The 21,447-nt window shown below is 70.6% G+C and carries 18 protein-coding genes and 1 pseudogene; 11 read left to right on the forward strand and 8 right to left on the reverse strand.

Going from position 1 to position 21,447, the window contains the following annotated elements:
• Positions 1-172: 172 nt before the first annotated feature.
• Both G011_RS0104365 and fabG read left to right on the forward strand, forming a co-directional pair.
• Positions 173-1,165 carry a LacI family DNA-binding transcriptional regulator gene (locus G011_RS0104365; protein ID WP_019607412.1) on the forward strand — a complete coding sequence of 331 codons (993 nt, stop codon included), beginning with the start codon at positions 173-175 and terminating at the stop codon, positions 1,163-1,165.
• A 251-nt stretch (positions 1,166-1,416) separates the two neighbouring features.
• Positions 1,417-2,172, forward strand: coding sequence for a 3-oxoacyl-ACP reductase FabG (fabG, locus tag G011_RS0104370; protein ID WP_036552194.1), 756 nt, complete (start codon positions 1,417-1,419; stop codon positions 2,170-2,172).
• A 138-nt stretch (positions 2,173-2,310) separates the two neighbouring features.
• Here the strand turns inward: fabG and G011_RS0104375 are convergent, their stop codons facing one another.
• Positions 2,311-2,904 carry a TetR/AcrR family transcriptional regulator gene (locus G011_RS0104375; protein WP_019607414.1) on the reverse strand — a complete coding sequence of 198 codons (594 nt, stop codon included), beginning with the start codon at positions 2,902-2,904 and terminating at the stop codon, positions 2,311-2,313.
• A gap of 250 nt (positions 2,905-3,154) precedes the next feature.
• On the opposite strand from G011_RS0104375, the gene G011_RS0104380 reads away from it, so the two are divergent.
• Complete coding sequence (locus G011_RS0104380; RefSeq protein ID WP_019607415.1) at positions 3,155-4,033, forward strand: NAD(P)H-binding protein; 879 nt, start codon at positions 3,155-3,157, stop codon at positions 4,031-4,033.
• Between the two features lie 63 nt (positions 4,034-4,096).
• Positions 4,097-4,870: a tyrosine-protein phosphatase gene (locus G011_RS0104385; RefSeq protein ID WP_019607416.1), complete on the forward strand. Its 774-nt coding sequence runs from the start codon at positions 4,097-4,099 to the stop codon at positions 4,868-4,870.
• A gap of 86 nt (positions 4,871-4,956) precedes the next feature.
• Here the strand turns inward: G011_RS0104385 and G011_RS0104390 are convergent, their stop codons facing one another.
• The 3 genes from G011_RS0104390 to G011_RS0104400 all read right to left on the reverse strand — a co-directional run bounded on the left by G011_RS0104390 (position 4,957) and on the right by G011_RS0104400 (position 7,817).
• Positions 4,957-6,114, reverse strand: a complete 1,158-nt coding sequence (locus G011_RS0104390) for an RNA polymerase sigma factor (protein WP_019607417.1) — start codon at positions 6,112-6,114, stop codon at positions 4,957-4,959.
• Between the two features lie 6 nt (positions 6,115-6,120).
• Positions 6,121-6,528: a YciI family protein gene (locus G011_RS0104395; protein WP_013152949.1), complete on the reverse strand. Its 408-nt coding sequence runs from the start codon at positions 6,526-6,528 to the stop codon at positions 6,121-6,123.
• A gap of 278 nt (positions 6,529-6,806) precedes the next feature.
• Complete coding sequence (locus tag G011_RS0104400; protein ID WP_019607418.1) at positions 6,807-7,817, reverse strand: LacI family DNA-binding transcriptional regulator; 1,011 nt, start codon at positions 7,815-7,817, stop codon at positions 6,807-6,809.
• Between the two features lie 220 nt (positions 7,818-8,037).
• Between G011_RS0104400 and G011_RS0104405 the strand changes: the two genes are divergently transcribed.
• From G011_RS0104405 to G011_RS29510, 7 genes are all read left to right on the forward strand, one after another.
• A complete protein-coding gene (locus tag G011_RS0104405) occupies positions 8,038-9,084 on the forward strand; it encodes an ABC transporter substrate-binding protein (RefSeq protein ID WP_019607419.1) in 1,047 nt (348 codons plus the stop codon).
• A complete protein-coding gene (locus G011_RS0104410; RefSeq protein ID WP_019607420.1) occupies positions 9,084-9,941 on the forward strand; it encodes an ABC transporter permease subunit in 858 nt (285 codons plus the stop codon). Before G011_RS0104405 ends, G011_RS0104410 begins: the two co-directional genes overlap by 1 nt.
• Positions 9,938-10,699 (forward strand): ABC transporter permease, encoded by a 762-nt coding sequence (locus G011_RS0104415; protein WP_019607421.1) that lies wholly within the window; start codon positions 9,938-9,940, stop codon positions 10,697-10,699. The genes G011_RS0104410 and G011_RS0104415 overlap by 4 nt, the downstream gene beginning before the upstream one ends.
• On the forward strand, positions 10,696-11,814 hold the full coding sequence (locus G011_RS0104420) for an ABC transporter ATP-binding protein (protein WP_019607422.1): 1,119 nt from the start codon (positions 10,696-10,698) through the stop codon (positions 11,812-11,814). Before G011_RS0104415 ends, G011_RS0104420 begins: the two co-directional genes overlap by 4 nt.
• A gap of 120 nt (positions 11,815-11,934) precedes the next feature.
• Positions 11,935-12,714, forward strand: coding sequence for an MBL fold metallo-hydrolase (locus tag G011_RS0104425; protein WP_019607423.1), 780 nt, complete (start codon positions 11,935-11,937; stop codon positions 12,712-12,714).
• 587 nt (positions 12,715-13,301) lie between these two features.
• Entirely contained in the window at positions 13,302-13,598 is a 297-nt protein-coding gene (locus G011_RS31605; protein ID WP_155979709.1) for a hypothetical protein, read from the forward strand.
• A 206-nt stretch (positions 13,599-13,804) separates the two neighbouring features.
• Complete coding sequence (locus G011_RS29510; RefSeq protein ID WP_155979710.1) at positions 13,805-17,071, forward strand: tetratricopeptide repeat protein; 3,267 nt, start codon at positions 13,805-13,807, stop codon at positions 17,069-17,071.
• A gap of 413 nt (positions 17,072-17,484) precedes the next feature.
• Here G011_RS29510 and G011_RS29515 read toward each other — a convergent pair.
• From G011_RS29515 to G011_RS0104450, 4 genes and pseudogenes are all read right to left on the reverse strand, one after another.
• A pseudogene (locus G011_RS29515) lies at positions 17,485-17,892 on the reverse strand (tyrosine-type recombinase/integrase); the annotation flags it as partial.
• A 127-nt stretch (positions 17,893-18,019) separates the two neighbouring features.
• On the reverse strand, positions 18,020-18,682 hold the full coding sequence (locus G011_RS0104440) for a hypothetical protein (protein ID WP_036552241.1): 663 nt from the start codon (positions 18,680-18,682) through the stop codon (positions 18,020-18,022).
• 48 nt (positions 18,683-18,730) lie between these two features.
• Positions 18,731-19,642: a hypothetical protein gene (locus G011_RS0104445; RefSeq protein WP_019607428.1), complete on the reverse strand. Its 912-nt coding sequence runs from the start codon at positions 19,640-19,642 to the stop codon at positions 18,731-18,733.
• Positions 19,639-21,381, reverse strand: a complete 1,743-nt coding sequence (locus G011_RS0104450) for a hypothetical protein (protein WP_026338012.1) — start codon at positions 21,379-21,381, stop codon at positions 19,639-19,641. The genes G011_RS0104445 and G011_RS0104450 overlap by 4 nt, the downstream gene beginning before the upstream one ends.
• Between the last annotated feature and the right edge of the window lie 66 nt (positions 21,382-21,447).

Raw genomic sequence — 21,447 nt, forward strand, 5'->3', positions numbered from 1 at the left:
TGTCTACGCGAGGATTCGCCTGCACGATGCCTGATCCGAACAGCGGTTCATCTGCAAAAACACCTGCAAGCGCTTGCACAAGCGCTTGCACACCGTAGCCTGTGTCGGGGACATGAGCCAACCCCCGGGTCGCGAGTGTGACAGGGGGCACCACCGGGCGTGAGGAGCTGCAATGGCGAGTCTGGACGACGTGGCCAGGGAGGCCGGTGTGTCGGCGTCCACCGTTTCGCGGGCCCTGTCGCGGCCGTCCATGGTCTCCGAGCCCACCCTGCTCAGGGTCCGCGCCGCCGCGGAGAGACTGGGCTTTCGGGCCAACCCCGCCGCGCGGGCGCTGACCACGGGCCGCAGCGGTTTCTTCGCCCTGCTCGTCCCCGACCTGGACAACCCCTTCTACTCCACCACCGCCACCGCCGCGCAGGAGCTGGCGGGCAGGAGCGGGCGCCGGGTGATCATCGCCGTCACCGGGGGCGACGCGGCCCGCGAGGCCGAGGTGCTCGGCGAGCTGGAGAGCCAGGTGGACGGTTTCGCGCTCCAGTCACCGGTGGGCTCGGCCGCCGACCTGAAGGAGGCGCACCGGCGCAAGCCGCTGGTGGTGATCAACCGCCGCGTGCCCGGACTGACCTCGTTCACGGTGGACACCCCCGGCGGCCTGGGCACCGTCTACGACCGCCTGGTGGAGCTGGGTCACCGCGACGTCGCCTACCTGGCGGGGCCGCCCAGTTCGTGGATGGACCGGCGCAGGCGCGAGGAGCTGGTGGAGCACGCCGCCCGGTCCCGGCTGCGGGTGCGGGTCTTCGGGCCCGTGCGACCGGCCTTCGCCGAGGGGGCCGCGGCGGCGCGGGAGATCGTGGACTCGGGCTGCACGGCGATGCTGGTCTACAACAGCCTGTTGCTGCTGGGAGCCATGTTCGAGTTCGGCCGCATGGGGGTGCGGGTGCCCGAGGACATCAGCGTGGCCGCTGCCGACGACATCGCCCTGGCCGACCTGCCGGGACCGCCGATCTCGGCGGTACTGGCCCCGGCGGACGAGCTGGGCCGCGCGGCGGTGTCGGCGCTGATCGAGCTGGTCGACGGGCCCGCGGGGACCCGCCCCCGGGGGCGCAGGCTGCCCACCGAGGTGCGCATCACCGACTCCCTCGCGCCGCCGCGCGCGGCACGCGGCTGACGCGGGGGCCGGCTGCCCGGCGTTCACCGGCCGCCCCGCCGTGGGCCGGGGTGGCGGGAGTCCGTGTGCCGGAAGCCGGGCGTCGGTGGCGCAGGCGTCCCTCGGCGGACCGCGGCCGGTCGGGGCCGGGGGTCGGCGTCGGTAGCCGCGCGGCCCCCGCCCGTTCACCGGGAAAGCCGGGTGAGAGCGCGCCCCCGTACGGAATCCTGGGCGGGACGGAGCAGTGATCGGCCTGAGCGCAGGAGACGACCGTGGACAGATCAGTTCTGGTGACCGGCGGGACCCGGGGCATCGGGCTCGGTATCGCCAAGGGGTTCGCCGAGGCCGGGGACCGGGTGGTGATCGTCGGCCGCGACGAGGCCCGGACGCGCGAGGCCGCCCGGAGCGTCCCGGGGGCGGAGTGGGTGGTCGGCGACGTGGCCAGGGACGACGACTGCGAACGCGTCGTGGAGCAGGCCGTGCGGCGCACCGGCGGCCTGGACGTGGTCTGCGCCAACGCCGGGATCTTCCCCTCGTCCCCGCTGGTGTCGATGGACCCCGGCGAACTCGACCGGGTCGTGGACACCAACCTCAAGGGCACCGTGCTGACGGTGCGCGCCGCGGTGGAGGCCCTGACCGCCTCCGGAAGGGGGCGGGTGGTGATCACCTCCTCCATCACCGGACCGCTGACCGGATACGCGGGCTGGTCCCACTACGGCGCCACCAAGGCCGCCCAGCTGGGGTTCATGCGCAGCGCCGCCCTGGAGCTCGCGCCCCGGGGCATCACCGTCAACGCGGTGCTGCCCGGCAACGTGCGCACCGAGGGCCTGGAGGAGTTGGGTCCGGACTACCTGGAGCGCATGCGCGCGGCGATCCCGCTGGGACGCGTCGGCGAGGTCGAGGACATCGCCGCGGCCTGCCTGTTCCTGGCCGGTCCCGGCGCCTCCTTCATCACCGGGCAGAGCATCGTGGTCGACGGGGGCCAGGTACTGCCCGAGGACGGGCAGGCCTTCGGTGTTCTGGGGTGAGGGACGGGGAGTTCGGATGGAGTCGGGTGTCGGGAACCGTGGCCTTTACGACGTAGATTCATAGGATCGCCCGGGCGCGTCGCACCCCGCGCTCGGGTGTTTCGCTCCCCCGACCCCCGGGGCGTGCGTCCCCGGGAGTCAGGCGGACTCCCGGCGCCCGCGTATCCCGTCGAGGAGGAAGGCGGTGCGGCGGTCGTAGTCCTCCCGCGGCGGGCGGGTCCCGTGCTTGAGGACGAGCGCGGTGTCGACGACGATCGCGTGGAGGTCGTCCGCCTCGAACTCGGGGCGCAGCGCGCCGCAGGCCCGGCCCGCGGCGACGAGCTCGCCGTTGATCTCCCCCGCGGCCCGGCAGATCTCCAGGAGCCGCCGCGAGTGCGGATACGCCTGCAACAGGAGGTCGACCGCGGCGGGCTGGCGGTACAGGAGGTCGCGCATCGCGGTGACGTAGTGGGCGATCCGCTCCCCGGCGTCGTCCAGGGCCCGGGTGCGGTCGATGGCGGCGTACAGCTCGGCCGCGACCACCTCCTCGACGACGGCCTCGATGAGGCCGACCCTGCCGCCGAACCGGTTGAAGATCGTGGCCTTGCTCACCCCGGCCGCCCGGGCGACCTCCTCCAGCGGCACGGTCAGGCCCCGCCCCCGGAAGGCGTCGATCGCGGCCCGGCGGATCTGCTCGGCGTTGCGCTTGGCGTCGGCCCGCAGGCGGGGCCCCGAAGACGCCGCACCGGTCATGGCCGCCCACCGTCCCCCACCGCCGACACAACAACTTGACTCATATGGTCAGTTTACCTAGTGTCGTCGGCGCGAGCCAAGTTGACCGACCTGGTCAACTTAAGCTCGGGCGGCCGACCACCGGGCCCGTGCCGCTTCCGCCCGGGCCCGGGACCGCCGTACGCGCGTCCCACCGGGGCCTCGGGGCCCCGTCACCGCCGCGACCCGCCCACCTGGCCGGGCACGGACACACGTGGAAAGGACCACGAGCATGATCGTCGTCACCGGCGCCACCGGCGCCCTCAACGGAGCCACCGTCGAGCACCTCCTCAGGCGCGTCCCGGCCGACCGGATCGGCGTCAGCGCGCGCGACGTCGCCAGGGCGCGGCACCTCGCCGACCGCGGGGTGCGTGTGCGACAGGGCTCCTACGACGATCCGGTCGCGCTGCGCGACTCCTTCGAGGGCGCCGACCAGGTGCTCCTGGTCTCCTCCAGCGACGCGGAGGCCGACGTGGTCGGCCAGCACCGCGTCGCGATCGAGGCGGCCGTCGCGGTCGGCGCCCGGCGGATCCTCTACACCAGCCAGCACGGCGCCGCCGCCGACAGCCCCTACCTCCCGGCGCGCCTGCACGCCGCCACCGAGGCGATCCTCGCCGGGTCGGGAACCGCCTGGACCGCGCTGCGCTACGGGTTCTTCGGCAGCCTGGACCTCCTGCTCGGCCCGTGGCAGCGGACCGGGGTTATCGCCCAACCGGCGGACGGCCCCCTCCCCTGGGCCGACCGCGCCGACCTGGCCGAGGCCGCGGCGGTCATCCTCACCGGTGAGCGCTCCTTCGACGGACCCGTCACCCTCACACCGCCCGAGCCCGTCACCTTCGACGACTTCGCCCGGATCGCCTCCGAACTCACCGGCCGCGACATCGAACGCGTCGTCGTGGACGACGAGCGCTGGAGCGCCGAGCAGGTCGCGAGCGGCGTGCCGGAACACGTGGTCGGGCTGACGCTCATGATGTCGCGGGCCGCCCGCGACGGGTACTTCGCGGGACACCACCCGCTGCTGACCGAGCTGCTCGGCCGCGAGCCCCGCAGCGCCGCCGAACAGCTGGCGGACCACATCGCGGCCTCGGGGGCCTCCTCACCGACCGCCTGACCGCCGCCAGGCAAGGGACCAAGGAACTTTTCTTCCTCCGTCAGGTGAAGTACCCCTTCGTCCATGAGCGACAGAAGGATCACCTGGGAGGGCTTCTTCAACACCCGCGACCTCGGCGGCCTGCCGAGCCGGGACGGACGCAGTGTCCGCCGGGGCGCCTTCATCCGCTCCGCCGACCCGCGCTTCGTCACCGACAGGGGCTGGCGGGCCGCCTACGAGGCGGGTGTGCGCACCGTCGTGGACCTGCGCAACCCCGACGAGATCCGTCCGGCTCCGGGTGAGGGCCCCACGAGCCGGGGCGGGTCCGCCGCCTTCCCCGCGGAGGCGGCCCCGACTCCCCTCCCGGCGGGGATGACGCGTCTGGAGGTGGCCCTGGACCATGTCGAGGACGTCGGGTTCTGGCAGGAGGTCAACCGCCGACGGTTGAACGGGAGCCCGCTCTACTACCGCCCCTTCCTCGACCGCAAGGCCGAACGCTGCGCCGCGGTGGTCACCGCCCTGGCCCAGGCCGGGCCGGGCGGCGTCCTGTTCCACTGCGGGGCCGGACGCGACCGCACCGGACTGGTCGCCCTGCTGCTGCTCGCCCTGGCCGACGTCGGAGCCGAGGCGATCGCCGACGATTACGAGCTGTCCACGACCGAGCTCGTCCCGCTCTTCGCCGCGATGGGCCAACCGGACCAGGGCCCCGTGATCGAGGCCGTGCTGTCCGAGCGCGGCCTGACCCTGCGCGACATCGTCCTGGACGCCCTGCGCGAGCTGGACGCGCACGCCTACCTGTTGGCGGCGGGGGTCGCGGAGGAGGACCTGGCCGTCCTCCGGGAACGGCTCCTGGACTGACCACGCCTCCGCACGGCACGGTCCGCCCGACCGGACAACGGGCTGGGCGGACCTCCCCCCGCCAGGTCGGTGGCCGGGTCACCGTCCTAGGGGGACGCTCGACCGCGCAGCCGCGCGTTGAGCCGTGCGGCCTGCCGCATGAGGTGGTCGCGTTCGGGCAGGTTGGGCGCCGACCGGGCGGCCTCGGCGTAGAGCCGCGCCGCGGTGGCCGGGTCGCCGTCGCGCTCGTGCAGGTACGCGGCGGCGGCGCTGTGACGGGGCACGGAGGGGTCCACCTCCGCCAGGGCGACCAGACCCGCCCGCGGGCCGTCGGCCTCACCGACCGCGACGGCCCTGTTGAGGCGGACCACGGGGCTGTCGGTGAGGCGCACCAGTTCGTCGTACCACTCGACGATCTGCGGCCAGTCGGTCTCCTCGGCCGTCCGGGCGTCGGCGTGCAGGGCGGCGATCGCGGCCTGGGCCTGGTACTCGCCCAGGCGGTCGCGGGCCAGGGCCGCCTGGAGCACGCCGACGCCCTCGGCGATCATGCGGGTGTCCCACAGGTCCCGGTCCTGCTCGGCGAGGGGCACGAGTCCGCCCTCGGGTCCGGTCCGCGCCGGGCGCCGGGCGTGGTGCAGCATCATCAGCGCGAGCAGCCCCGCGACCTCCTCGTGGTCGATCGCGGCCGCGAGCTGGCGGGTGAGCCGGATCGCCTCACCGGCGAGGTCGACGTCTCCGGAGTAGCCCTCGTTGAAGACCAGGTAGAGCACGCGCAGCACGGTGGCGACGTCGCCGGGCCGGTCGAACCGGACACCCGCGACGGTCCGCTTGGCCCTGCTGATGCGTTGGGCCATGGTCGCCTCCGGCACGAGGTAGGCCCGCGCGATCTGGCGCGTGGTCAGACCGCCGACCGCGCGCAGCGTGAGCGCCACGGCCGAGGCCGGTGTCAGGGACGGGTGCGCGCACAGGAAGTACAGCCGGAGCGTGTCGTCCACCGCCCCGCCCGGGCCGGGCGCGGGTTCGGCCTCGACGCGCACCTCGCGGTGCCGTCGGGAGGTGTCGGCGCGGGCGGCGTCGAGGAACTTGCGCCAGGCCACCGTGACCAGCCAGCCCCGGGGGTCGTGCGGCGGGTGGTCCGGCCACACGCGCACGGCCTCGACCAGGGCTTCCTGCACGGCGTCCTCGGCCGCGGCGAAGTCCGCTCCGCGGCGGCCGAGGACGGCGATCACGGCGGGGGTGAGGGTCCGCAGAAGGGCCTCATCCATGGTGTGTCACTCCGTGATGGTCGGGGGCGCGGTCAGGAACGGGCGCACCTCCAGCCACTCGTGGATCGGCTTCCCGCCCGCCCCGGGTGCGGCCGACAGCTCCCCGGCCAGTTCGACCGCCCGCTCGTAGGTCTCGACGTCGATCACCATCCAGCCGGCGATCAGGTCCTTGGTCTCGGGGAACGGACCGTCGGTGACCGGCGGCCGTCCCTCGCCGTCGTAGCGGACGAACGCGCCCTCCGGGGAGAGCGCCTGGCCGTCGACGAACTCGCCGGTGCCCTCCAGCCGGTCGGCGAAGTCCCGCATGTACCGCATGTGGGCCGAGACCTCCTCCGGCGTCCACTGGTCCATGGGCACGTCGTTGACCGGTGCCGGTGCGCCTCGGTAGTGCTTGAGCAGCAGGTACTTGGCCATGATGTCCTCCGTGGGTCGCTCTCGTGGCCCGTGCGGGCCGGGTGCGGTGCGGCCCGTCGCGGGCCGTGTTCACTCCGGGGACGGAGCCGCGCGCGGGTTCTCGACATCCCGCGGTGACTTTTTTCCGACGGATTTCACGGTGTCCGCTTCCTCCACTGTGCCGCAGGACCGCGGACGGGTGCGGGAAGCCGTCGGCGGAGACGGTCCGCGACGGTGGGCACGGACGGCGGGGGGACGGAAGGCGGTCGGCGGTCCGCGACGGCGGGGCGGCGGCTGTCTCACGCCAGGACCGCGACCGACCCCCGCTCCACCAGGCGCACGGGCAGCCGCACGGCGGTGCCGGGGCCCTCCACGAGCAGGCTCATGATCCGCTCCCCCAGCACCTCGCGCTCCACGGCGATCGTGGTCAGGCCGGGGTCCAGCAGGGCCGAGGTGGGCAGGTCGTCGTGGCCCACCACGCTGACGTCGCGCCCCACGCGCAGGCCCAGGGAGCGGGCGGCGTCGTAGACGGCGGCGCTCAGGTGGTCGGAGTTGACGACCAGGGCGCGGTGCCCGGGGCGCGCCATCATCTCCGCGGACCTGCGGGCCACCGCCTCGTAGTCCAGGGGTCCGCGTGCCACCGAACCGGCCACCCCGTGCTCGGCGCAGTGGCGTTGGAAGGCCTCCTCGCGCCCCCAGTCGGCGGCCAGGTGTTCGGGGGCCATCAGCAGCGTGGCCTCGCGGTGGCCCCGCTGCGCCAGGTGCTCAACGGCCCGGGCGACGGCCTCCTCGTCGTCGGGGCCGACCGTGGACAGGCGGCTGGCGGTGCCCTCCCTGTCGGGTTCGGGGGTGCAGTTGAAGGCCACCACCGGGACGTGGGAGTGGCGGTCCATCCACTCCAGGAGGCGGTCGCGCCGCCCGATGGGCGCAATGGCGATCCCGGCGACCGCCTCGGCGGCGAGCCTGCGCAGCGCGGCGCTCTCCCGCTCTTGGTCGTAGTCCGAGCTCATGATCAGCAGGAGCGCTCCCTCGCGGTGCGCGACGGTCTCCATGCCGCGCAGCACGTCCAGGAAGAAGGGGTTGCGCATGTTGCGGATCACCACGCCGTAGGCGGAGCGCCGACCGGTGCGCAGCGCCCGGGCCCGGCCGTCGGCCTGGTAGTCGAGTTCCGCGGCGATCCGGCGGACCCGCTCGGCGGTCGCGGCGGCCACGCGGCCGGTGCCGTTGAGGGCGAAGCTGGCCTGGGCGACCGAGACGCCCGCCCCCGCCGCGACGTCCCGCAGGGTCGCGCGCTTGGTCGGTTCCGGCATGGCTCTCCTCGGGGGGACTGTGACCGTGGACTCGAAAGTACCGTGCGCCCGCTCGGGGCGGGCACCGGCGGGTCGAGGGCGCGGGACGCTGTTCCACCGGTGTTCGGCCTCCGGTCACCGTTTGCGAAACAACAGGTCACCGCACTGATTAATCGTTTAATCACACACTTCCGCACAGCGGTGTCCGGCGGGCACCGCTGACCCCGAACCCGGAGTCCCCATGACCCTCACCCGCGGACGCGGCGTCCTGAGCGCCGCCGCGATCACGTCCGTCCTCGCCCTGACCGCCTGCGGCAACGCCGACCTGCCCCCGGCCGCGGCCACCGGCGACGGCGGCACCGTCATCACCTACAACTCCCCCGCCGAGTGGGGCAACTACGGCGAGGTCCTGGCCGCCTTCACCGAGCAGACCGGGATCCAGGCCCCCAACGACCCGAAGAACTCCGGGCAGGCCCTGGCCGCGCTCCAGGCCGAGAAGGGCGCGCCCGTCGCCGACGTCGCCTACACCGGCATCGCCTTCGCCGGACAGCTCGTGGAGGCCGGGGTCCTGCAGTCCTACGTGCCCGAGGGCGCGGAGGAGGTCCCCGAGGACCTGCGCGACCCCGACGGGAACTGGACCGCCGTCCACACCGGCACCATCGCCTTCATCGTCAACGAGGACCACCTGGACGGCGCGCCCGTGCCGAGCAGCTGGGAGGACCTCCTCGACCCCGCCTACGAGGGCAAGGTCGGCTACCTCGACCCCACCCAGGCGGCCGTGGGCTACTCCGCCGCGACGGCGGTCAACCACGCGCTCGGCGGCGACCTGTCCGACTGGCAGCCGGGCCTGGACTACCTGGCCGAGCTGAAGGAGAACGGCGCCTCCACCTCCGCCCAGACCGCCACCGCCAAGGTCGCCCAGGGCGAGATCCCCATCCTCATCGACACCGACTTCAACGGCTACAAGCTCCGCGACGAGGGAGCCGACGTCAGCGTCGTCATCCCCGAGGAGGGCTCGCTGCAGATCCCCTACATCGTCGGCCTGGTCGAGGGCGCACCCAACGCCGACAACGGCAGGGAGCTTCTGGACTTCTACTTCTCCGAGCAGGGACAGGGCCTCTTCGCGGACGGGTACATGCGCCCGGTGGTCGGCCAGATGCCCGAGGAGCTCGCCGACCAGGTCCTGCCCGAGTCCGACTACGAGCGCGCGATCACCATCGACTACCTCGAACAGGGCGAGCGGCAGCAGGAGTTCATCGACCTGTACCAGAGCGAGGTCGGCTTCTAGTGTCCCCCGGTACCGCGCGCGTACGCCGCGCCGCGCCGCCCCCGTGGTCCGCGGCGCTCCCGGCGCTCGCCCTCGTCTGCCTGTTCAGCGCCTACCCGGTCGTGGTGCTGGTGGCCAACTCCCTGGGCCTGGGGCAGTCCCCGGCCGACGGGGGACCCACCCTGGAGCACTACGCCGACGCCCTGGCCTCGGCGGCCGTGCGCGAGTCCCTGGCCGCGTCGGCTCTGGTCGCCGGGGTGGCGGTCCTGGCCACGCTCGTGATCGCCGTCCCCGTCGTCCTGCACCAGGCGCGGCAGGACCGCGCCGGGGGCGGCGGGGCCGCCACCGACGCCCTGCTCACCCTGCCCATCGCCCTGCCCGGCATCATCATCGGGTTCTTCGCGATCGTGCTCAACGGCAGGACCGGGCTGCTCGCACCGCTGTGGGAGGGCTTCGCGGGGCTGGCCTACACCCTGCCCGGCCTGCTCGTGGCCTACGTCTACTTCTCGCTGCCCCGGGTCCTGGGGCCGCTGCGCGCCGCCGCGGCGGGGCTTGCGCCCTCGCTCACCGAGAGCGCCCGCACCCTGGGCGCCTCCAGGGTGCGGGTGCTGTTCACGGTCACCCTGCCCCTGCTGCTGCCCGCGCTCATCGAGACCGGGGGCACGGCGGCGGCGATCGCCCTGGGCGGGTACGGCACGGTCGCCACGCTCTCGGAGGGGATCCGCCTGCTCCCGCTCAACGTCGCCAACGAACTGACCACCGGCTACCGCCTGGCCGCCTCCTCCACCCTGGCGGTGCTGCTGGCGGCCATGGCCGTCGCCGCGCTGGTCCTCGGCCGCGGCCTGGGCCGCCTGGTCGGACGGGCGGTGGCCTCGTGAACCGCGTCGTCACCTGGGCCGTCTGCGCCTTCGTCCTCGTCCCGATCCTGGCGACCCTGGTGGTGGCCACCAGCGTCGACTTCTCGCAGGGCCCCTGGGGCGGCGGGTTCACGCTGGACTGGTTCGCCTACGCCTGGCCCCCGCTGGCCCCCGTCATCGGCCGCAGCCTGGCCGTGGCGGCGCTGGTGGTGGTGCTCAACCTCGCCCTGGGCGGTCCGCTGGCCTGGTGGGTGGCCCGCCATCCCTCGCCGCTGACCCGGCTGACGGGATACCTGGTCAACGTGCCCCTGGCCGTGCCGGGCATCGCGTTGAGCGTCGCCCTGGTGAGCGCCTACGCGGCGCTGCGCCCCAGCGGAATCCTGCTGGTCATGGGCCACGTGGTGTTCACGCTGCCCTTCACCCTGGCCGCCCTGGTGCCCGCGCTGGCCGACGACGACCTGCGCCTCAACGAGCAGGTCGCCCGCAGTCTGGGGGCCGGACCCGCCAGGGCCCTGGCCACGGTCACCGTCCCCGGCTGCCTCATCGCGATCACCCAGGCGATGACGATGGTCTTCGCCCTGTCCTTCGGCGAGTTCAACATCTCCTTCTTCGTCAACCCGCCCGCCACGCCCACCGTGCCGTTCGCCCTGTTCGACTCCTACTCCACCCAGAGACTCGAACCCGCGTCCGCGCAGTCGATCATCTTCATCGCCTTCGTCGCCCCGGTGCTGACGGCCATCGTGCTGGCCCGGCGGCACGCCCTGAGGAGCACTCCGTGACCGATCTCCGTGAACCCGGGACCCGCGCGTCCGACCCCGCCGCTCCCGCGCCCGACGACGCCGCCCGCGCGTCCGGCCTCACCGTGTCCGACCTGACCATCCGCTACGGCGACACCGAGGCCGTCCGGGGGGTGTCGATGGAGGTGCTGCCCGACGAGACCGTGGCCGTCGTGGGCCCCTCCGGCTGCGGCAAGAGCAGCACCCTGCGCGCGGTCGCCGGACTCACCCCGGTCGCCGAAGGGGGCATCGGCCTGGGCGGGCGCGACATCACGCACCTGGACCCGGCCCGCCGGGGCGTGGGCCTGGTCCCGCAGAACTACGCGGTGTTCCCGCACCTGAGCGTGGCGGGCAACATCGCCTACGGCCTGCGCGCCCGGCGGCTCCCGGCCGACCGCAGGCGCCGCCGGGTCGCCGAGATGCTGGAACTGACCCAGCTCACCGAACTCGCGGAGCGGCGGCCCGACCAGCTCTCCGGCGGCCAGCGCCAGCGCGTGGCCCTGGCCCGGGCCCTGGCCGTCGAACCGGACGTCCTGCTCCTGGACGAGCCCCTGGCCGCCTTGGACCCGCAACTGCGGGGCGGCCTGCGCCGGGAGCTGTCCGCCATGCTCTCCTCCTCGGGGTGCGCCACACTGATCGTCACGCACGACCAGCGCGAGGCCCTGTCCCTGGGGTCGCGGATCGCCCTGATGCGCGAGGGGTCCCTGGTGCAGTTCGGAACGCCCCGCGAACTCTGGGATGACCCCGCCGACGCCTTCGTCGCGGACTTCCTGGCCAACGCGGTCCTGCTGGACGCCGAACCCTCCCAGGGCGAGGCCGCGGTGCTCGGCGGCCGGTGGAGGATCCCCGCGGCGGACCTGCGGACCGGGCCGACCCGGCACGGCCGCACCCGCCTGCTCCTGCGCGACGACAGCCTCACCGTCACCGACCGCGACGACGCCCGCGCAGTGACCGCCCAGGTCACGCACGCCGAGTTCGTCGGCGACGCCGTCCGCCTCACGGTCGACGCGCACGGCCACGTGTTCGGCGTGCGGGTTCCGCCCGACGCCCGGATCGGCCGCTCCGTGTCGCTGGCGGTCGTTCCCGGCCGCGCCACCCTGCTCGTTCCCGCGACCTGAGACCAGCGTGCCCTGAGACCAGCGTGCCCTGAGGACACCGCCCGCTGAGGCACCGCCCGCTGAGAGCAGCACCCCGGCTCCGGCCCCGTGCCGCCAGACCACCCCACGACGGAGGAACCCGTGCTCGAACTCGAAATCCTCGGCTCCAACGCCACCGCGCCCACCCCGGAGGGCCCCGCCTCCTGCTACCTTCTGCACACCGACGACGGCGTCCTGCTGGTCGACGCCGGGCCGGGGTCCCTGCTGGCCTACTGCGCACGCTACGGGCTCGACCGGCTGCGCGGGATCGTGGTGACGCACCTGCACGCCGACCACAGCCTGGACCTCATGGCCTGGGCCTACCGGTGGACCTTCCCCGAGGTGCTGCCGCGCATCCCCCTGTACTACCCCGAGGGGGAGGCCGAGCGCCTGGCCGCCTTCGACGCGGTCTTCGGCATCCCGACGCTGCCCACGATGAACAGCCCCATCGCCCAGTCCTTCGAGCCCAGGGAGATGGCCATGGACGGGACCACCCGCTACGAGGCGGCGGGAGTCTCCTTCCGCTCCTTCCGCGCCCACCACAGCGTCCCCTCGGCGGCGCTGCGGTTCGAGGACCCCGACGGCGGCAGAGTCGTCTCCTTCTCCTCCGACACGGGGTACTGCGAGGCCGTCGTGCGCGCGGCCGAGGGGGCCGACCTGTTCGTGTGCGAGTCGACCTACCTGGAGGCCGACGACCAGGCCCTGACCGGCCACGGCCACCTCACCGCCGCGATGGCCGGTGAGCTGGCCGCCGAGGCGGGGGTCGACCGCCTGGTCCTCACCCACTTCGCCGACCCCGGCATGTGGGAGGAGGGCGCCCTGCACGCGGCCCGCGGGTTCTCCGGCCCGGTGAGCGTGGCCAGGCCTGGCAGCCGCTTCTGAGGGGCCGGCCGGGGCCGCGGGACCGTCCGGGGGCGCCGCCGCACCGTCTGCCGCGTCCCCGTGGTCCCGGCACACATCCCGCCCGTCGCCCGGTCAGGCGACCACACCCGGGGCCGTGTTGGCTCCGTCCGCACGCCGAGGAACCGAAACGGCCTCGTCCATGCACCACTGCGGATGGCGACAGTGCTGCACGGATACACGACCCGGACGAAGATGTCGCGTGCCTCTAGCTCGTCTGACAGACCACCGGACTTCTAACCCGATGGTCGCAGGTTCGAATCCTGCCGAGTGCGCCACAAAATCCCAGTTCAGAAGGGGTGCGCGAGCCGAACAGACGAGGCGCGAGGCCCGGATCGGGGCCTGACATCCTCCATGTGTGCTCCGCAGTGCAGGGTCCAGTACAGGTGGGCACCCACCTCGCGGAGCACTTTGCCGTCCCGTGACCCTGGGGGCCCGGCTGAAGTGCCCCGCAGCCGCCCGAACCCATGCGGTCCAGTGCCGTTACGCCGCATAACCCCGCAGGCCGCATACGGCCGTTTCCGCCAAAACCCTTACCCCGCAGAGCATTAAGAGCCACAATCGGTGATATGACCAAGGCGAGATGGGTCGGTGCAGTAGCGGCGGCCGTCGCTATCGTGGCGGCGCTGGCAGCGAGATTGTGGTTCGGTGGCGGACCGACCTCACGCGAGGGGTGGGAGGCCGCGTCCTGGGCTGCGGGTATCACCACCGCCCTGGCCCTGCTCATTACCATCGTCGCCTGGGCGGTCACTTCCAAGTCCTCTTCTCCACCGCCTCCGGTTCCGAAGGGTGGAAGCAGCAGCGTCGTGAACTCTGTCAACGGGGACGTCTCTAGGAGCACCGCCATCCAGGTTCGGGACATATGAGTGGAGAAGCCCTCCTGTGGCGGGGGCCACATCGACTTCCGCGGCTGTACTTTCGACGGCGCCGTCATCGGCAAGCAGGCCAACCAGCCCCATCCCGTGCCCGGGGCAGGGTGACGCTGATCTGATTCGCAGTCACCTTAGGGGACGGGGCCTCGTGGTGGTGGAATGTTACCTCCAGCAACTGTGGGATCGCGGTGGAGAGACAAGTGCTCGGACTAGACCTGGAAGAGGCCGTGGAGGCAGCGGCGAAAGCTCTGGCAGAATCAGCTGGTTCACCGGTGTGGAAGGACCTGAGCGTTAATCTCGCCAACGTTCTCGCACGGCACGGTCTCGCCAGTGAACGTCAGGTCCAGCAGGAACTCGATGATCTCGCCAATCAGGTCGCGATCAGCGAACTTCCGGAACAGCTACGGTTCGACATCCAGCTGGACTGGAAGATTCGGATCATCCTCCTTATGGAGAGCCTGCCAGGTGAGAATCAGGCCTCACTCGGAGCAGAACTGAGGAAATGGTCCCGGAACCTAGATGCCGCCGAACTGGAACCGCAGGAAGCGACGCTCCACTGCCATGAGGATCTTCTTCCTGATAGCGGTCGCAATCCGGAAATAGAAGGCCCTGACGACCTGAAGACAACCGGGCAGGCCCCTCAGCCAATCGCGTACACCCCTCCAACGGCTTCGCAGGGAAAAGCAAAGTGGCAAGAGAGGGGCGGGACGCACAACACGCTCCGAGACCTCAACGACGGACAGGTGTTCCAATTCCGGGAGAACTTCGGCACCATCCACCAGCAGATCCACCGTCATGACCACACCTCTGATGTGGTGACGGCCCGCTCGTCACTGCCGCCCGCACCTGCAGGTTTCACCGGCCGCGAGGCGGAACTAGCCACACTACAGACCTTCCTAGCCCCTGGGAGGACTTCACCCTTTGGTGATCTCACCACGTGCAGCGTCTCCGGAATGGGGGGAATAGGAAAGACTGCGCTCGCCCTAATCGCGGCTCACGACGCCTATGCCCGTGGCCTGTTCAGCTCGGCGATATTCATCGATCTGTGCGGATACAACGAACGCCCCGTCCAGACGGCCCAGGCACTGGACGCGATGCTCCGGGCCCTTGGAGTCCGTGACACCGATATTCCACCGACCCTGGCCGAACGCGCGGCCCTCTACCGGTCGCGTCTGAACGCGATCATGAAGGAGACCGGAGCACCAGTCCTGATCGTGGCGGACAACGTTTCCGCGTCCCAGGAGATCACCCCGCTATTGCCTGGGGGCTCACCGCACCGGATGCTGGTGACATCCAGGGAGACCCTTCACACGCTCCCAGCACGGAACATCGATCTTCGTGTGCTGTCCCTGGCCAATGGAGCCAGGCTGCTCGACTCCGCACTGCGCATCCACGACCCATCTGATGACCGAATCACCAATGCGATCGCTGCTGCACGCGATGTGGTCGAACTGTGCGGCGCGCTCCCGCTGGCGCTGCAAATCGCCGCCGCGCTCCTCCGCAGGGATCCGGACAAGGAGGTCACCGAACTAGCAGAGGCGCTCCTGGCTGCGCTGACCGCCGTGCGGAGTCGGCTCGGTGAGCTGGACGACGGACAGCGAGCCATACGACCCGCGTTCGACGTCTCCTTCCATCGGCTGGACCCCCGCGAACGGGAGGTCTTCCAGCGGCTCTCGCTCAGCCCCGGCCCGGACCTGTCCACCACGGCTGCGGCCGTCCTCACAGGCTGTGAGGAACACGAGACGAGAGAGAGCCTGCGCAGGCTCGCGTCCGCACACCTCATCGGCAGGGGAGCCTCTGATCAGAAGGGCCGATGGTCCTTCCACGACCTCGTACGCGACTACGCAACCGAGCGGCGTCAGGAGCACGCGCACGCCAGCCCGAACATGGCTGAGGCGGACGCCGCCGCCGAGCGGCGGCTATTCGGTTTCTACCAACGCCTGACCGAAGAGGCCGACCGTCATCTGAGCGTTCTGCCAGGGAATGTCGAATCCAACGAGTTCAGTGGACGGGAGGCCGCGCTCGCCTGGCTCGATGCCGAACGGGCCAACCTCGTCTCGGTGGTGGCCCATACCCGCGACTCCCACTCCGACACGGCGACCCACCTGTCGCTTCACCTGGCCGAGTATCTGCAGGTACGCCGACTCGTCGACGATGCTGTCACCGTCAGCTCGATCGCGTGTGAAACAGCGCGCGACGGTACGGGTGAAGCCAACGAGGCCCACGCCCTCAACAATCTTGGAATCGCCCTGCGCCAGTCTCACCGTTTCGAAGAAGCGATCGAACCGCTCACACGGGCTCGTCACGCCTACCGTGAGCAGGGCGACCGCCTTGGTGAGGCTGTTGCGTGGAACAACCTCGGCAACACTTTCCAGGAGCTGCAACGCCTGGACGAAGCGACAGCCGCGCATTCACGGGCCCAGGAGACCTACCGGCAACTGAACGACCACCGCGGCGAGGCGACCGCGTCCAACAACCTCGGCAACACCCTGCAGCGGCTACGGCGCTTCGACGAGGCAATTGCGGCGCACTCGCGAGCACGGGAAACCTATCGGCGTCTGGGTGACCACCGCGGGGAAGCAGCCGCCTGCAACAATCTCGGTAACGCACTCCGCCAGGCAAACCGCCCTGACGAGGCGATCACAGTGTCCTCCCATGCGAGGGACCTGTGTCAGGGGATGGCGGACCATCACGGTGAAGCCGACGCGTTGAACAACCTTGGGCTCACGCTCGTTCAGTCCGGTCGTTTCGAGGAAGCGGCAACCTCACTCGAACAGGCACGAGACGCCTACCGGCATCTGGGCGACCGACGTGGAGAGGCGGCAGCCGAACTGAACCTGGGTATCGCGCTCCAACAGCGCGACGGCGAAGCCATCGCGCTGACCGTCTACCGGCGCGCACTGGAGGTCTATCGCTCACTGAAGGACCCGCGAGGGGAGGCGGCGGCCTGGAACCACATCGGCGGTGCCCTCGCGGAGATCTCCGATCTCGCAGAAGCCAGGAAGGCACACGGCAACGCCCGCGATATCTGCCACACGCACGGCGATCCGGATGGGGAGGCCGACTCCCTCCTCAGACTCGGCACCGTTCTATACCGTATGGGAAGCCTGGCCGAAGCCGTCGATGCCTTCTCCGCAGCACGGGGGATCTACCAGTCACTCGGGAATCAGCAGCGTGAGTTCACGACTTGTCTCAACATCAGCGCCGTCCTCATGGCCGAGGAACGTGTCGCGGAGTCCGCCGCGATACTCAGCGATGCTTCCAGCATCGCGAAGAGGATCGTGGCTGCCAAGCACAGGGAGGGGGAGACGGTACCCGACGACCCGAATTCTCACCTCTTCGAAGTCGAGCACCTCTTGGACATGGTCGGTGCTAAGGCGGACAACATCATCTCCGTTCTCAGGCACCGCGAGGCACTCACCCAGATCCCCTTCCTCGATGCGTTCACTAAGGGAAAGCGTAGATAGGGGACTCTGAGGAGCCCTCAGCGGGGCTCCTCCACGTCCGCCCATCGAACTGGTGGTACCCGCAATCGTGAGCGGCGACCTCCCCAGGCTCATCGCCCCACGCTCGCAGGCACCGCGGCCTCGGAATCGGTGATCCCGGTCAGGTCGGCGAGGCGGGCGAAACCGATCAGGAGCCATGAACTTGGCTCCGCAGAAGCCAACAGAATCGGCAGACACTCACGCCAGCAAGCAGATCCCGCAACGCTGGCAGGGCGAGCTACCTGAAGGGTGACCCGCCCAGGGGACCTTTGATCCGATAGGTTGCCGGGCCCGGGCATGAGGAAACCCCAGGCCAGCCGGGGTGAACCCGTGCACTGGCCTGGGGTTGATGGTGTCGTGTGGTTCGGGGTGTGCTCGGCGGTTCGGCTACCCGGCCCCACCGGAGCCGGGCCGCGCAGCAGCGCGGCGGTAGCCTCAGCCGCCGCTTTGGCCACGTCCGGGAACACCGACTGGTAGATGTCCTGGGTGAAGTGCGTGGTCGCGTACCCCAGCTCGCTGGACACGATCTTCACGTCCGTTCCCGCGGCGAGCGCCAGCGAGGCGGCTCCGTGGCGGAGCCCGTGCAACGTGATCGGCGGCAACCCAGCTGCCCTGGCGATGCGCAGGAACCAGTCACTGACCTGCCCCGGATGCCACCCCGAACCGTTCTCCTTGGTGAAGGCCAGACCGCTGTCCGTCCATACCGCTCCGGCCTTGAACAGGGCCTCGTTCTGGAACCGTTTCCAGGCCCGCAGCACCTTGATGGTGTCCGCATCCAGGGTGATGGTGCGCTGGCCCGCCGAACCGGGATGCTGGAGGAGGAACGGATCCAGCGACATCTGTGGACCCGGAACGCCTGGCGCGGCTCCCACCGCTGTTTCCATCAGCCTCCGCGCGAGGCAGTCGGGGCGCGATCCCCCGGCACGTCTCTCACCCGTCGCTTTCCGGGCCCTGCGTGGGCGAGCTGTTCGCCCAGGAGAATTCGAACAGTCCGAGGGCCGCGTCGTACAGCGCGCCTGAGGGGCTCAGGTGCAGGCAGAGGGAGTGTCGGCCGTGCCCGTGTCGGCTGTAGAAGGTGAGGTACGCGCCCCGGTCCGTCGCGATCACCCGGAAAATGTTCGGCAAGTCGAACAGCCGCAGGTCCACGGCGGGATTGTGGAGCCGGATCCGCTCCAAGTAGGCGGTGTTGGCCCGCACCTGCGCCGCGAGCATCGGTGGGCTGATGCCGAGGTCGGCCCGACCCAGGTCCTCTCCCCTCCTGGACAGCCAGGACTGCTGGTCGCTCCCGGGGTCGGGCAACAGGACCTGGACCGTGCACGAGTTCCCCGACCACAACGGGGCGAAGGCATCCCGGGTGAGTACGTTTCCCCTACCCGCCAGCACCTTCACCCATTTGGCCCGTGTGATGTCGCGGGCGAGGTCCGCTTCAGCGAAACGCTGTTGTCGGTACAGACGCGTGATCCCGGTCCCGGTGAGCCGGGACAGCAGTCCGACCAGCCACCAACGGGGCCGACCGGAACGGAACCACCCCGCGACGACGACGAGAACGGTCGCCAGCAGGGAGCTCAACACGCCGAGAAGGAATGCGGTCATGGGGAGTCCCATCGTCACGGGGTGGAAGAACGTCGTCCTCTCCGCGGTTCAGCACAGATAGGGCAGGAGGTCCCGGACGACGTGAGCGGCGTTGCGGGCGGCCAGATCGTGGCCATCGTCGTTCTTCGCCTGGTCGGCGTTGTCGGAGATGCCCCTGACCACGACCCAGTCCGGGTTGAGGGCTCCGCCCACGGAGTTCTCCTGCCAGTACTGGCTCAACCCGCCGGACTCCATGTCCACGGCCAGGACCTTGTCGTTGTAGCCGGTCAGGAACCTGCGGATATCCGAGTCCCGGTCGGCGATGACGGCCTCTCCGGAACCGATCAGCCCCGGAAGCACCTCGAAGGTCCGCTTCCGGTGGCCCTTGGCCTGACCGCGGATCATCGCGGGCTCGCCATGGTCGGTGAAGTAGCGGTTCACCGCGTGCCCGATCCGGGCGGGGGCCTGACGCTCCTCACCCCGTGGCTGCACCCGACCGCCGGCCTGGATCTTGCGGGATTCGTAGTAGACGACTCGGGTGGAGACGATGACGTTGCCGATCCGGGCGTGCTCGGGGTGCAGCCCTCCCCCGATGCCGACGAGGATCCACAGGCGAGGAGAGAAGTGGCGGCGCAGGTGCTCCAGCGCGGACATGACGGACCGCTGACCAGGACTGTGGGTCTGGGTGGCGACCACCGTGACGGTACCGCTCTCGGTGGTGGCTTCCCCCGTGGCGAAGAACAGCCCGTCGAGCTTCTTGTCGGTGTTCAGGTCGAACTGATCGATGACCGCCTGCATCTCCTTGGCGAGAATCGTGACGATCCCGACGTCACAGCTCGATCGAACCTTCGCTGCCGCGGCGTCAGCGGCCGGCGAGTACACCGGAGCGGGAGGGATGGTGTTGCTTGAGCGGGCGCCGGGCCCGACGGCGCTGTGGCTGATCTGTGCGTTGTCGCCCAGATGGAAGTCTCCGTACTTCACTGCTGTCCTCCGTCGTTCGAGGGGTTGGGGGCGTTGCCGGTGTATCCGGCGGTGTTGGCCGAGTGCGCTCCGGGGCCCACCGCGCTGCCCAGGATGGTGGTGTTGCTGCCGATGTTGAAGCTGTTCTGCACCAGCTTCTTGGCGCGTTTGTCGAACTCGGAGTTGTCGACGTTGTTCTCGTGCAGGAAATCGCTGATCGCGTTGAGCAGCCGTTCTTCGACGGTCTTCATGTGGCTGAGAACCTGGGACTGGTCGAACTGGACCTGGCGCCACTCCTGGGCGTGCTCTTCGCGAGCGCTGACCTGGCTGCCGATCTCGATGTTGCGCAGCGGGCGCCGCGTCCCGTCCGGTCCGAGGACCAACGTCTTGGCCAGGTAGTAGGCGTAGCGGAGTATGCGCCAACAGGAGGAGACCTCATGAGGAAGGCGTAGGAGCGCCTGGCCTCCCGCTGCCACAGCGGCTCTTTTGCCGCTCTGGCCATACTCCTCCGAGCGCTGGAACTCACGTGGGTTGCGGGTCAGCGCACAGGCCACGCAGAACAGGGTCAGTGTGCGGCCCTGGAGTCTGACGTGCAGGAACACGGTGGTGACGAGCTCGCAACCGTGGCTGGGCACGCTCACCTCGATGAAGTGCAGCCCGCTGGTGTCCTCGCCGTCGATGAGACCGCGCATGCGTTCGGCGTCGATCCCCGCCGGATCGAGCAGGGAACGGTCCTTTGAGACGTCGCTTTCCGCCGCGTAGACGCGGTCCCGGACCTCGACCGGGAGGCGGACATTCGGTTCGTCCGTGCGGAGTTCGTTGACTTCACGGCGGAGGCGCTCCACCAGCTCGTGTGCGCGAAACGGTGGAGTCGCGTGCTCACGTCTGCGCAGGGGCTCGTTCTCGTCCTCGCTGGGCCGCAGCAGTTGCACGTTCATGGGCGGATCCCACTGGTAGACGGCTTCGCCCGCCCCGACGAACGGCGACTCCTCACCGAACAGGGAGAGTGGGTCCTGTTCGTCGGTCTCCTCGCCGCTGTGGCGGGGACGCCGGTAAACGGCGCAGTCGTGCTGCTGTTGCTCATCGATGGCCCGTTCACGGCGGGAAAGCCTGTTCGGCCGGAGCCGGGACGCCTTCTGGACATGGTTGACGTGCAACTGGCGGACCACGCCGGTCACGAACGTGGTGGCCACGATCAGCCCCATCAGGCGCAGCGCCAGTTCTCCCTGGTCCGGGGACACACCGAAACCGACAAGTCCGATTACGGCGAGAACGAGGGCGCACACCGCGGTGCGCTTGAGCTGAGGGGTTTCCTTCTTCCAGCGCCACCCTTCCAAAGAGAGTCGACGGCGTCGCGCGCCTCGTTTGCGCCTTCTGTGCGAGAAGAACTTCTCCTCACTGGCCACCTGGGCCGACAGGCGCAGCGCCTTCCGCAGGAGCAGCAGGAGAAGGAGACCACACACGACGATCGTCGATGTCGCGGTCAGCTCCCAGGCCAGTGGCGCCAGCGCCGCGGCGAGGATCACCGCTCGGGGGACCGCGGCCAGGAGCGCCGCTCTCCAGGCGTGCCGCACGACGGGGACGAGGTCGAAGCCGTAGGAGGGGGCGACCCGACGAAGGGACGCGGTGGAGACCTTCCCGATGACGAGGTCCCGGAACTTCTCATTGACGTAGACACCGGCACACAGGTGGCGTGTGGCGTCGCTGGATGCTCGCGCAGGGGCTTCCTGGCCCGGCGGAGCCGCATGGAGCGTGGTCATACGCCTACCTACCCTGGAGGGATAATGGTCACAGTGACCATAAGCAGGAGACGGGGTTAAAGTCAA

This window comes from Nocardiopsis sp. CNS-639, from assembly GCF_000381685.1.
Lineage (GTDB): Bacteria > Actinomycetota > Actinomycetes > Streptosporangiales > Streptosporangiaceae > Nocardiopsis > Nocardiopsis dassonvillei.

What these genes read in the sequence shown, in the direction of transcription:
- G011_RS0104380 (WP_019607415.1), top strand. Translation starts at nt 3,155, where the DNA reads ATGATCGTCGTCACCGGCGCCACCGGCGCCCTCAACGGAGCCACCGTC.
- G011_RS0104400 (WP_019607418.1), bottom strand. Translation starts at nt 7,817, where the DNA reads ATGCCGGAACCGACCAAGCGCGCGACCCTGCGGGACGTCGCGGCGGGG.
- G011_RS0104405 (WP_019607419.1), top strand. Translation starts at nt 8,038, where the DNA reads ATGACCCTCACCCGCGGACGCGGCGTCCTGAGCGCCGCCGCGATCACG.
- G011_RS0104375 (WP_019607414.1), bottom strand. Translation starts at nt 2,904, where the DNA reads ATGACCGGTGCGGCGTCTTCGGGGCCCCGCCTGCGGGCCGACGCCAAG.
- G011_RS0104390 (WP_019607417.1), bottom strand. Translation starts at nt 6,114, where the DNA reads ATGGATGAGGCCCTTCTGCGGACCCTCACCCCCGCCGTGATCGCCGTC.
- G011_RS31605 (WP_155979709.1), top strand. Translation starts at nt 13,302, where the DNA reads ATGACCAAGGCGAGATGGGTCGGTGCAGTAGCGGCGGCCGTCGCTATC.
- G011_RS0104450 (WP_026338012.1), bottom strand. Translation starts at nt 21,381, where the DNA reads ATGACCACGCTCCATGCGGCTCCGCCGGGCCAGGAAGCCCCTGCGCGA.
- G011_RS0104365 (WP_019607412.1), top strand. Translation starts at nt 173, where the DNA reads ATGGCGAGTCTGGACGACGTGGCCAGGGAGGCCGGTGTGTCGGCGTCC.
- G011_RS0104385 (WP_019607416.1), top strand. Translation starts at nt 4,097, where the DNA reads ATGAGCGACAGAAGGATCACCTGGGAGGGCTTCTTCAACACCCGCGAC.
- G011_RS0104395 (WP_013152949.1), bottom strand. Translation starts at nt 6,528, where the DNA reads ATGGCCAAGTACCTGCTGCTCAAGCACTACCGAGGCGCACCGGCACCG.
- G011_RS0104440 (WP_036552241.1), bottom strand. Translation starts at nt 18,682, where the DNA reads ATGACCGCATTCCTTCTCGGCGTGTTGAGCTCCCTGCTGGCGACCGTT.